Source organism: Brachyspira sp., from assembly GCF_029258575.1.
Classification (GTDB): Bacteria; Spirochaetota; Brachyspiria; order Brachyspirales; family Brachyspiraceae; genus Brachyspira.
The window spans coordinates 1-12217 of record NZ_JARHYI010000137.1 but is presented as its reverse complement, the minus strand read 5'-3'; the positions used below and the strand labels follow the sequence as shown (position 1 = coordinate 12217).

The window sequence follows — 12217 nt, the reverse complement described above, 5'->3', positions numbered from 1 at the left end:
CAAACATATTTCTCATATTTGTTACATTTGAAGTATCCCAATTATTTAAAGGCTGATTAAATTCGCTGCATTCTTTAAACATACTGCTCATATTTTTAACATTAGAAGTATTCCAATTATTTAAAGGCTGATTAAATTTCTTGCATTCTTTAAACATACTGCTCATATTTTTAACATTAGATACATCCCAAGTTTCTATACCTGAGAAATCTTTTCTTCTACTATTAAGAAATAATTCACTCATATCAGTTATTAAACTTGTATCAATACTGCCAAGATTAATATTTTCATCTTCTACTAATTTTTTTAATTCTTCTTTGGTTTTTGGTTTGAATTGCTTTTCTGACATAATAACCTCTATCCTTTAAATCAATTTAATTAAAATATATTTTAATGTGAAAAATAAAATTTATAATTCAAAAATATTATTCTTACTCTTACATATATTATGTATACACTATATAAAAGAAAAATGCAAATATATACAGCAGTATTTTTGTTAGAATATACTAAAAAATGATAATTTTATATCTCACTAAAATAATATGAAATTAAGATTGAAAATTATTAACGCACGCTAAATAGATTATTATATATATTTAAAATTTTATTTTATAATTAAACTTATGTTTTTTGTTTGATTATACGTGCGGTAATGAAGCAAAAAATTTAAATAAAACTTGGGTGGGTGCTGAAATTTATAATAAAGCAGAAAATAATTTTTAAATAAATAATCATAATTAAGCAATAAAAAATAAGGGGTGGGGTATTAGAAAAAATTAAATTTTTTACTTTATTCTAATTTCCACTCTATATATTATTTAATCTTATTTAAAAATAAAAAATTTATTTTTTATTTATAGCTTTTATAGAAATAGCATGCCTATCAAAGTGTTATTAGAATTCTTGTAGCATACTTATAATAAATTTATAAATAAAGCGAATAGTATATATGAATTTTAATTATAAGTGTTAATATTCTTCAGCATGCGTTTATATAGAGAATTTATTTATTAATTTCTTTATATATAGATTTTTAAATTTTAATATCTAAAAATTCCCCAAACATCTAATCCGCCGCCAAATGCATTTTTTATTTCAAAATTACTACTTTTTCTCATTATTCCCTGACCTTCAGCAAAAATAGTTAAACCAAATGTGATATTTTCTACTAATGTGATTTGCATTTCACCTTCAGCACCATAATGCAAATTATATTCTCCATCGGTTTTATATATTTTACCTTCAAACATAAGTCTAGGCATAATATAAGTGTATATAGCTCCTAACTTAGCTTCAAATTTAGCGGGTAATGATACATAGAAATACATACTATCAGTGGATCTTCCACCATTATCATCATATAAATAATTAAGTAAAGCATCATCAGCATACCCCGCATCTATAGTAGCCCATCTGGCTCCTATACCATAATAAAATGCTAATTTAACAGGTAAACTAATTTGTACAGGATAATTATCGAATCTTGTAAGCATAATACTTCCGTATAAAGATCCTCCAATTACCATAGGTGCTATACTAGTACCTCCTACATTATTTGTAACAGTTGAAAGCTGTATACCATAATGAAGTGACATTGTAAACTCATCTAACAGTCCACTTTTGAACATAAATGAAAATTTAGGAGTTGTACTCAATGTTACTTTTCCGCCATAATATCTAGGATTTCCGAAAGAAAACGAGAAAGGTAAAGATAAACGATATTTTTGAGTGGCAAAACCAAATGAAAATGAATGGCTATGTGCTACAGGTCTATTTTTTTCTGTAAGGTCATTATATAAATTGAATTGATATCCAAAAGCAAATATTCCATAACTTAAACCTACAAAGGCTTTTGGTATAAATGCTAATTTCCTCTTACCATCAGGATTTAAATAGCTATTATCAACTATATGAGATAAATCTAATATTGCCACCCCTAATTTAAAAGGTGTATTATGATTCATAAGCGGAGCAAAATCATATATAGTGCTGGCTCTGTCAGAACCAAATCTTGTTGATGTTACTCCTTCTATTAAATTATGCATATTGTCTTTATCTACTATATCATCTATAGCAAAAACAATTGAATTTAATATCAGAAGCATAAGTAATACTATTCTTTTCATTTCTTCTCCACTTATTATAATATAATACAAAACAAATTTTATTTAATAATGTAATAGTAATTATATATTTTTTATATAATTATTGTAATAGTTTATAATAGAAATTCTATTTTTTCAAGTGCTTATTTTGATTGAATTTTATGAATCAAAAGTAAATTAAAGGCTATTTTCTTCCGATAAATGAAAGCACGGATGAAAAAATGATAAAAGATTTTTTTTATTTTATAATAATTATTCTATCTAAAACTATAATAGATTTATTTAGATTATTCGGAACTATTATAATATTTGGATTTATTCTATATGTATTATCTTCTATAACAAGAAGAATATTTGCCAAAACTTTAGGTTCAAAAACAGAAGTTTATATTACGGGCTGGATAGGGACACCAATACATGAACTTTCTCATGCATTGTTTTGTCTTCTTTTCAAACATAAAATTAATGATATAAAATTATTTAATACAAAATCAGACACTATAGGCTATGTTCTGCATAGTTATGATTCTAGAAGTTGGTATCAGCAAATGGGAAATTTCTTTATAGGGGTAGGACCAATTATTATCGGTACTTTAATAGTTTATATACTATTTATAATATTAGCTCCAGAATTGAAAAGCAATATATTTCAAATACCAAATTTACAGTATAAGCAAGTACTAAATTCAGATATGTTATCTATTTTCTATTACACAATATCAAATATATTCGTATATAGCTATAATATTTTTGTTAATATAATAAAAAATGTAATAGAATATTCTTCTTTTAAAAATATAACATTTTGGATATTTTTGTATTTGTCTATTTCTATAGCTTCACATATGGAATTAAGTCCTGCTGATATTTCACATGCTTCCAAAGGTATGATAGTTATATTTGCATTATCATTAATATTAAATACGTTATTTATTTTAATGAAGGTATTTTTGAAATTTGATATACCATATGTTATACAGCAATTTATCAATAGAATGTTGGAAACTTATAATATGCTTTTGATATTTTCTGCTATAGTATCATTATTCAATTTTATAATATCATATATTATTTTGACGCCTATTAATTTGATAAGAAATGGCGGTTTAATTAATCCATTCAGCAGTTGATAAAATAATTTTTCTTTTGAATAAGTAATAAAATAAATAATTGTTATTAAAATAAGACTTTTGATTATAATATAATAGGAATGAAAGCTATAGATTTAATATTATTCAATCATTATTTTTACCTAATTTATTTTTTACGAAATTACTTAAAATATTCAATTTATCAGCGGTAGCCTCTTTAGAAGCCTCTAAGTTTTGGCTTTCTATTTCTTCATATACCTCTTTTCTGAATATTTTTACATTTTTAGGAGCATTAATTCCAAGCTTTATTTGATCGCCTCGTATATCAACAAGCATTATTTCTATATTATCGCCTATTACTATGCTTTGATTTATTTTTCTAGAAAGTACAAGCATTGTTATGAACTCCTTTCTTCTTTATTATTCTTTTCATCTTCTAATAGAATAGAATGTCTAGTAGTGTATTTATCTCCAGAAACGGTACATTGTTTAGCTTTATGATTTTTGATATTAAAAACTACGGGTGCTACTAAATTAGCACTCATAGTTTTAAAATCACTATTTGGAATGCTGACAATGGTAAGAAGGTATAAATCTTCATTATTTTCTATACCCAAATATTTTATATCATCATCATGTACATCAGGTTCATAATTTTTAAATATTAAGAACGGATCTATAAGTATGAAACATATATTTTTATCATCTTTAGACTGCAGTATTTTAAAAGTTCCTTCTTCATCCATATTAACTAGATAAAATTCATCATAGTCTTCAAATGCTAATATAGTACCATTTAAATGATATAATGAATCATCTGAAACTTCTATTTTTCCCAATATCCTAGATTCTATTTCTGGCATAAAATTATTTCCTTTTATACATTTATAAAATTTTTATATTATCAGCATCTAATCTTTTATTATCTTAAATAATCCATAAGAGTTCTGCCTAACAATTTTCCAGCTGTTTGTAATGAAGCATTATGAGCATACTGCCACATATTGAAGTTAACAATTTCTTCAGAGTAATCAATATTTTCATTTTTAGCCAAAGCCTCTTCAATAGATAATCTCTGATCTTCAAAACTAGCATATCCCATATCAAGTCTTGTTACTTTAGAAGAAGCATTAGCCTGTACAGTTGCAACATTATCTAATGAACTATCTATATATCCCAAAGCTTCACTTCCTATAGCTCTAACATCATCATTAAGCATAGCATCTCTTAAGTATATTAAACTTTCAAATACACTTTTTCCTGTAACTAATGCACTAGGCTCATAATTATTTTCAGGATTATTAGCAGCACCTTCTCTAATCAAACCTATATCCTGAAGTACAGTACCGCCAGCTAAATCTTGTAAAAGTATTTTATGAGGCGTACCTGTTTTTAATTGTATAACTTTTTCTCCGCCTTTCAAATCTCCTATAGAAGCACTTACATTTCCATTAGCATCATTAATTCTCTGAACTATAGCTTCTATATTATCGCCTTGTTTAATGTTTACAACCATATCATCTATCATAATATCCTGATCTTCTGCAGCAATATAAGTAGAAGCATCAGTTGTAGATATTATTTCCATATCAGTACCCCAAAAAGCATAATTACCTGGAGTTGCTACATTTATAACCTGTCCATTTTCTACTTCTCTGTTTTGAGGATTTCCATCGCCTTCATACATAACAGATTTTATTATAGAGCGTCCAGCCTTTTCATCATGTCCATAAAATGCTCTGAAAGGTGCTGTTTTTATACTAGTTCCAGAGAATACAAATTCTCCCTTGCTTTGAGTTTTTGAAATATCGTATATTCTCTCTATCATTTCTTCTACTTCCATAGCCATTTTAGCTCTGTCATCGGCTCCGTAAGTACTGTTCGCACCTTGAACTGCTAAATCTCTTGCTCTATTCAAAGCTTCTGTTATAGCTGACATAGAATCATGTGCGGTGCTTAATTTTTCTTTACCATCAACTATATTGCTTTGATATCTGTCTACTGAAGACATTCTAGTTCTATAATATATAGAATTAATAGTTGAAGTAACATTCTGGTGAGGGTACTGCACCCTTTGACCAGTAGATAATCTAGTTTGAGATGCTTCCATCTCATTATAATTTCTTTTTATTGTACTAACTGTTCTATTAAATTGGGCTTGTTCAGTAACTCTCATTTTTATCTCCTATTTTTTATATATTTAATATAGAAATTACTATTATATCGTTTCTATTCTCGTAATAATATTAAATTCATTTATAATTTTTTTCTTATTATTTTTATGCTCGACTTCGCTCTTATAAGCTAGTAAATAAATTTACTAGCTGCTTCGTCTCGCTTTTTTATTTTTATGCTCGACTTCGCTTTTATAAGCTAGTAAATAAATTTACTATCTGCTTCGTCTCGCTTTTTCTGTTATGCTTAACTTTATTATATAATAAAAATTAAACTCCTTATATCCTTATGAATGTAAGCACTCTCAATTTTTATCTTTTAATATTGCTATTAACAAATTAAGCCAAAGTCTTAATTTCACTTTATTAATTTCTATATTATTATCGGAATATAAAGTATAAAAAACATTCAGACATATATATATTAAATATTCTTTATAAAAAATTATATATTCCTTTAATTATTATATAATTTAGTAGTATTAATATTTTATGATAATTATAAAAGAAAATATTGAAGTTTTAGAAATAAAAAAGATGCTTATAATTTTTTTTATTGACATGCATAAATGTGTAAAAAATTAGATTGAGATGCTATTTAGAATATTATTATTGATTATTCTTTAGTTTTTCCTATTATAGCCTGCTGACATATATCATTATATCTTGTATCTCTTTTCTTTTTTTCTATAACCACTACTGCATCATAATAATGAATGGAGTAGGTGCTTTCAGTAAACTCATTAGGGTATAAATCATCTTCTTCAGTAGACCAATATGCATTTAGAGAATCTATTAAATTTTTTGTGTATTCTATATATGAATTAGGATTTTTATATCCGCCTCCAAAATTATCCCAATAGGAAGTATAAACATCTTCGCATAAATAAATTCCGTCATCTTTTATATGTCCGTACATTTCTTCAAAAGTTATTATCTGCTGCTGCATTCTATGTCCACCATCATCTATTAATATATCTAATTTTGGTATTTGTGATTTTACTTCTTTCAAAAAATCTCTATTATCTTGAGAGCCTATGAATATTTTTATATTATCTTGTTCAAATTGTTTGCATTTAGGATTTTTGTCTATAGCATATATATTTACTTTAGCTTCGCTGTTATTATTTTTGAAATATTCTCTCCACATTTTTACAGCTCCACCACTCCCAACACCTATTTCCATCATATTAATATCTTTTCCTCTGTATTTAGAAAAGTGTCTTTCATATATATCAAAAAAAGGCAGATGTTTGAATATAGCTTCACCTTTATTATTTAAAAAATAATTATGTAAATCTGCTTTATCTTTATTTTCATCATTGATTAGTATATCTCTTATTATTTCTAATTTATTTTTATCTTCTTCACTTTCACTTTTTACTAGTAATAAATTTTTATGGGTTTTCACTTTTAATTTTTTTATTTCAGATTTTTTGCCTTTTTTCATTTATTTGCCCTTATTATAATTCATAATTTAAAAATATTATGTTAATTCTTTATACTATAAATAAATAAATTGTCAATATTATAAAAATTAAAATGTATAAAATCGAATTTTATTTATTTTGATTTTTCATATAGTTTATAACTATTTTTTCATGTAAAATTTTTATAAATTAGTATTTTGATATTGTCAAATAAATTGAAAATGTTAAATTTAAATTAAAAGATAATTAAAGGAGCTAACATATTATGAAAAAAATAATACTTTCTGTTTTAATATTCATATCAATTTCTTTTACATCATTTGCAGCAGGAGGATTTGAGTTTATAATTAATGTTCCTGTTGGCATTAGTTTGGGTATTTATGATTATGATTTAACAGATTATGCGGAAAATCAGGATATAATACAGGGAGGAGCGATACGAAATAAATTTTCAAAGAATGCTGGTATTGGTTTAGATGTTGGTGTTACTGCTCAGCTAGGTTATATGATAAAATTCACTGATAATATTGGATTAAGTATACTGGGGGAAGTAGGTTATAGTCATGATACATATTCATATATAAGTAAAATTGATAAAAATATTTCTGAAACATATACTTATGAAAGTTTGCAGTTCGGATTAATTCCCAAATTTAATATTAATAATTTTGCTATTGGTATCGGCGGAGGAGTAAAAATTCCTTTAGCAGGAAATATGCATACAAAACTTCATTCATTAGAAACGGATGTAAAATTAGATTCTGATAGAATGAAAAGAATGTTTAAAGCAATAGCAATACCTTATATAAAATTAACTTTTGATTATTCTATATTTTTCACAGAGAAAACAGCATTTAATATAGGTTTGTATTTAGGATATGATTTTGGTATGGAATCTAATTTGTACGATATAGACGGAGCTATTAATAATAATATATTGTTAATTGATGATATTTCGTATTCTAGCTTTGATATAGGTTTGCAATTAGGATTTAAATTCGGACCTAGTACAAAATAGTAATTTTAAATTTATAATTTTATTAATATAATATATGCATCAAAATTTTGTTTATTAATTGTATATGAACAAAATTTTTATGCTTTTATTATTTTTATATTTTATATATAACTATTGATATTAAGTTTAGAAATGTATAAAGACAAATATAATTTATGTATTTATTTTTTGTATATCTGATATTTTCTATAAAATATATTATGGGTATAAATGCCAAAGTAAATGATGAATAAAAATAATGAGGTCTTCCTCCTCCAATACCTCCTAGCATATAAAATACTACAGTAGCAACTATATAAACTATGTAGAAAAATAGTAAATCTTTTAATGTATTTGTTTTTTTATCATCATCTGTAATCATTTTTTTAGAGAAGAAATGTTTGTATGTATGGATTAAAACAATTAGAATAAATACAAATGATAGTATATAAAATATAAAACTAAAAATATATAATGGATTACTGCCAAAATATATATTAATTATATCTTTTATTCCATTTGTATATTTTGCTCCTGGTTCATTAGTTATAAATAGAAATATAGAATATATTTGAGGAGGCTGTATTATATAATTACTTGCTAATTCTAATTTTCTTCCTAATATTTTAGATAAACTTTCAAAATTATTTTGGAATTGATATATTAAATATGGTAAATATGTTAGAAATGATATAAATACTCCAATTAATAAAGGTATAATATTTTCTTTAGTATCTTTCTTCCATCTTATTATTAAAAATACTATTAAAGATGGTATGATTGAAAAGAAATTAGAAAAATGAGATTGTGCTGATAAAGCTAATATTGGAAATAATAAAATGGCATATATAAATTTTTTATCATTATACAAATATTCGTAAAGTACAGGTAAAAATATAAATGATAATATTAAAGGATTATTAGGATTATATATAGAATTGCATGCATATAAAAAATACGGATTAACTGACATTAAAGCTGTTATTATAGCAAATGTTAAAAGATTAAATCTTTTATAAAGCCAAATAAAAAAAATCAGACTTACCAGTATAGAAGTAATCATATTAATGAATCTCGCACCTTCATAAGTTTTTCCTCCTAAAAAATATTTAAACATATATGACAAATAAAAATATCCTCCAGGAACTCTAGCATTTTCTTCATCATCATAAGTTTTAGGAGTATTTAAAAATACTCCTTCTATTGGAATTTTTTTTTCATTAATGAGTTTTTGTAGCTGATAAAATTGATATTCTCCATCTAATCCTACTGGATGTCCGACTATAGATTTATTATAAATATAAAATCTTAAAAGTATACCAATTATAATAGAAATTATTGAGAGTATAATTAATAATTTTTTATTATTCATTTTTTATCCTTGTAAACATTTTCTTTTTTTGAAATATTGAATTTAGAAAGTACATAAACAATACCTATTAAAAATCTTAAAAAATACATTGATATAGAATAAATAGGGTGGGATAACAATTTTTTCCATTTTCCTTTTTCTATATAAACTCCTATATATCTATAGAACATACCGAATTGTTTTTTGGTTGTTTTATCATGTCCCCATTTTTCAAAGTAATTATCAAAATTTGAGGCATAATAACTTTTTTTTACTATATATTGTTTTAATGTATGATTTTCATGATGATAAAGCGGAGATTTTATTATTGATACTTCACCTATTTGCTTTATTCTTCTATCTATATCCCAATCTTCTGTACCATTTAAATTTAAATCAAAACCTCCTATTTTTATAAAAGCCTCTTTTCTAAAAAAACGTACAGCATCTATAACAGTAGCATCATAAAAAGAACGTTCAAAACTTCTTACTCTATTAAAAAAACTATTTCCATAAATTTTTTCTGGTATATATATAGCCATTACATTTTTATTATTTTCAAAAATTTCTAAACATTCATTAATAACATTCTCGGACAAAGTCATATCTACATCTAAAAATCCTATTATCTCACCATTTGACATTTCAGCCCCATAATTTCTTTGAGCTGAACGTTCAGGACCTTTAATAAAAGTTTTAGCTCCTAATGACTTTGCTATTTCTATAGTTTTGTCTGTGGAGCTATTATCCACTAATATGATTTCTGTGTCTTTATAATTAGAATTTTTTACAGCATTTATACAATCAGCAATAAAATTTTCAGAATTTTTTGTTGTGATGATGATGCTTACCATCTATTTATCCATTAATATGTTTTTCATAATTTAATAATTATAAAAAATTATTTATTATTAATTATTTTTTGCTCTCCAAGTTTCCTTTTCAAATTCCACAGCAATTCCTACCAATGATTCATCTAAATCAATATCAAGTGCTGAATTGAAAGTATTATAAGCAATCATCCAAGAAACAAATCCTACTATAACAACTATTTCCTGATCATTAAAATGTTTTTTTAATTTATTCATAAAATCATCAGTTACACCATTAGGATCTTTTACCATCTGCATACCTAATTGAGATAATAATTCTTCTTTTTCATTTAGTTTAAGATTTTTAGGATCATCTCCAATAGCTTTTAAATCTCTTATGAAGAATAAAGAACATAATATACATCCATTAGTAGTTGAAACAGAATGAGCAAGAATCATAGCAGCTCTCTCTCCTACAACTTCAACTAATCTGTTATATGAAGTGTACCAGCCCATCATAGTATCATAAGTTATATAATCATTAAGAAGTGCTTTTTTCATGTTTGTAACACTTCCACTTTTTTTGATATGATAGTCGAAAGCTTCTTTTACTTTTCCTTGAGCTTCATCATATTCCATAAATTTAACTTTAGCCATATATAACTCCATTTTTTAGTTAGCATTAATATTTAATTTATAATGCTTTATGATAGTATAACATATATTTTAATAATATAAATAGTATTTTTATTAAAAAAGTATTGAAATTTATATTTTATATGGTATAATACTTGCCTATGTTAAATTAGGAAATGATTATGAAATCAGAAATCAGAAATCAGAAATCAGAAATCAGAAATCAGAAATCAGAAATCAGAAATCAGAAATCAGAAATCAGAAATCAGAAATCAGAAATCAGAAATCAGAAATCAGTTTATTAACAAATAAACCAATTTTATTGTCATTGCAAATATTTTCTAATAGATATTCAATATTTATTATAGGATATTTATTATGAAGATTTCAGTAATAATACCATGCTATAACGAAGAAGAAGTTTTAAATACTTTTTATGAAAGAATTAATAATGTATCTCAAAAATTATTAGACTATGAATGCGAATTTATTTTTGTAAATGACGGCAGTAAAGATAAAACAGAAGAGATAATAAAAAAATTAAATGATAAAGATAAAAGAGTAAAATTATTTTCTTTTTCCCGTAACTTTGGACATCAGGCTGCGGTAAGTTGCGGAATACATAATGCCTCTGGAGATATTGCTGTGATAATAGATGCAGATTTGCAGGATCCTCCTGAAATTATACAGGATATGGTAAAAGAATATGAGAAGACAAAGACTCCTATTATTTATGGTAAAAGGATTTCAAGAAAGGGAGAGTCTATTTTTAAGAAATTAACTGCTTCTATGTTTTACCGTTTAATAAATTTATTGTCAGAGGTAAAATTTCCTGTTGATACAGGGGATTTCAGATTAATTGATAGAAATGTTATAGAAAGTTATAAATCTTTTGTAGAGAGCCCTAAATATATAAGAGGACTTATAAGCTGGATGGGTTTTGAACAGAAGGCTTTTGAGTATGAAAGGGAAGCAAGAGCTGCAGGTCATACAAAATATACTATCAAAAAAATGTTTATATTAGCTATGACAGGAATTTTATCTTTTTCTGTTAAGCCTCTTAGAATATCATTATTTTTGGGTATATTAGCTATATTTATTGCTATAGTATTTTCTATAAGAGTATTTTATTTATATTTATTTAATCCAGAAGTTTTAATTAAAGGCTGGGCTTCAATTATAATTACAATTCTTTTTATAGGAGGTTTCCAGCTTATCTCTTTATCTATTATCAGCGAGTATTTAGCAAACATATTTACTGAAATTAAAAAAAGACCTGAATATATTATTAAAAATAAGATTGATTAGGGGTATATTATGAGATTTATATTTTATTTATTTACAGTTTTATTTGTATTTTTATTTGTATATATAATAAAATCGAATAATGATATTTGTAATGTAGTTTTAGATAAGAAAAAGAAAATATTTATTTTTATATTTTTTTGTTTATTAACTTCATTATCTAATATATTTCTTTTAAATAGTAATTATCCCTATATAGGACATGATTATGGTCAAATAGAATCCAGAGCTATAAGTATGTTTTTATATTATCAAAATAACGGACTTGATATAGAATGGGCTTCACCATTATTTGGAGGAGGGCTTTTGAGTT

Annotated in this window: 13 protein-coding genes and 1 pseudogene; 5 read left to right on the top strand and 9 right to left on the bottom strand. The window is 24.9% G+C overall.

Annotation, left to right across the window (positions count from 1 at the left end; all coding sequences use genetic code 11):
• On the bottom strand, window positions 1–349 hold a 349-nt coding region (locus Q1J76_RS10685), incomplete at its 3' end, for a BspA family leucine-rich repeat surface protein (protein WP_300370084.1).
• 694 nt (window positions 350–1043) lie between these two features.
• Entirely contained in the window at window positions 1044–2129 is a 1086-nt protein-coding gene (locus Q1J76_RS10680) for a cell surface protein (protein ID WP_300370082.1), read from the bottom strand.
• A gap of 200 nt (window positions 2130–2329) precedes the next feature.
• Between Q1J76_RS10680 and Q1J76_RS10675 the strand changes: the two genes are divergently transcribed.
• The gene (locus Q1J76_RS10675; protein ID WP_300370080.1) at window positions 2330–3238 is read left to right on the top strand and encodes a hypothetical protein; all 909 of its coding nucleotides are present in this window, start codon (window positions 2330–2332) and stop codon (window positions 3236–3238) included.
• A 105-nt stretch (window positions 3239–3343) separates the two neighbouring features.
• Here the strand turns inward: Q1J76_RS10675 and csrA are convergent, their stop codons facing one another.
• The 4 genes from csrA to Q1J76_RS10655 all read right to left on the bottom strand — a co-directional run bounded on the left by csrA (window position 3344) and on the right by Q1J76_RS10655 (window position 6823).
• The gene (gene csrA / locus Q1J76_RS10670) at window positions 3344–3595 is read right to left on the bottom strand and encodes a carbon storage regulator CsrA (RefSeq protein WP_300370078.1); all 252 of its coding nucleotides are present in this window, start codon (window positions 3593–3595) and stop codon (window positions 3344–3346) included.
• A gap of 2 nt (window positions 3596–3597) precedes the next feature.
• Window positions 3598–4062 (bottom strand): flagellar assembly protein FliW, encoded by a 465-nt coding sequence (gene fliW / locus Q1J76_RS10665; RefSeq protein WP_300370076.1) that lies wholly within the window; start codon window positions 4060–4062, stop codon window positions 3598–3600.
• A gap of 59 nt (window positions 4063–4121) precedes the next feature.
• Window positions 4122–5375, bottom strand: a complete 1254-nt coding sequence (locus Q1J76_RS10660) for a flagellar hook-associated protein 3 (RefSeq protein ID WP_300370074.1) — start codon at window positions 5373–5375, stop codon at window positions 4122–4124.
• 614 nt (window positions 5376–5989) lie between these two features.
• Window positions 5990–6823 (bottom strand): class I SAM-dependent methyltransferase, encoded by an 834-nt coding sequence (locus Q1J76_RS10655; RefSeq protein ID WP_300370072.1) that lies wholly within the window; start codon window positions 6821–6823, stop codon window positions 5990–5992.
• A 245-nt stretch (window positions 6824–7068) separates the two neighbouring features.
• Between Q1J76_RS10655 and Q1J76_RS10650 the strand changes: the two genes are divergently transcribed.
• Entirely contained in the window at window positions 7069–7821 is a 753-nt protein-coding gene (locus tag Q1J76_RS10650; RefSeq protein ID WP_300370070.1) for a DUF2715 domain-containing protein, read from the top strand.
• A 94-nt stretch (window positions 7822–7915) separates the two neighbouring features.
• Here Q1J76_RS10650 and Q1J76_RS10645 read toward each other — a convergent pair whose 3' ends face one another.
• The 3 genes from Q1J76_RS10645 to Q1J76_RS10635 are packed head-to-tail and all read right to left on the bottom strand — an operon-like array spanning window position 7916 to window position 10620.
• The gene (locus Q1J76_RS10645; RefSeq protein ID WP_300370068.1) at window positions 7916–9172 is read right to left on the bottom strand and encodes a hypothetical protein; all 1257 of its coding nucleotides are present in this window, start codon (window positions 9170–9172) and stop codon (window positions 7916–7918) included.
• The gene (locus Q1J76_RS10640) at window positions 9169–10005 is read right to left on the bottom strand and encodes a glycosyltransferase family 2 protein (RefSeq protein ID WP_300370066.1); all 837 of its coding nucleotides are present in this window, start codon (window positions 10003–10005) and stop codon (window positions 9169–9171) included. Before Q1J76_RS10640 ends, Q1J76_RS10645 begins: the two co-directional genes overlap by 4 nt.
• 57 nt (window positions 10006–10062) lie before the next feature.
• On the bottom strand, window positions 10063–10620 hold the full coding sequence (locus Q1J76_RS10635; protein ID WP_300370064.1) for a carboxymuconolactone decarboxylase family protein: 558 nt from the start codon (window positions 10618–10620) through the stop codon (window positions 10063–10065).
• Between the two features lie 161 nt (window positions 10621–10781).
• On the opposite strand from Q1J76_RS10635, the gene Q1J76_RS10630 reads away from it, so the two are divergent.
• The 3 genes and pseudogenes from Q1J76_RS10630 to Q1J76_RS10620 all read left to right on the top strand — a co-directional run.
• A complete protein-coding gene (locus Q1J76_RS10630; RefSeq protein ID WP_269769157.1) occupies window positions 10782–10904 on the top strand; it encodes a hypothetical protein in 123 nt (40 codons plus the stop codon).
• A gap of 73 nt (window positions 10905–10977) precedes the next feature.
• A complete protein-coding gene (locus tag Q1J76_RS10625; RefSeq protein ID WP_300370060.1) occupies window positions 10978–11907 on the top strand; it encodes a glycosyltransferase family 2 protein in 930 nt (309 codons plus the stop codon).
• Between the two features lie 9 nt (window positions 11908–11916).
• Window positions 11917–12217, top strand: a pseudogene (locus Q1J76_RS10620) (hypothetical protein); the annotation flags it as partial.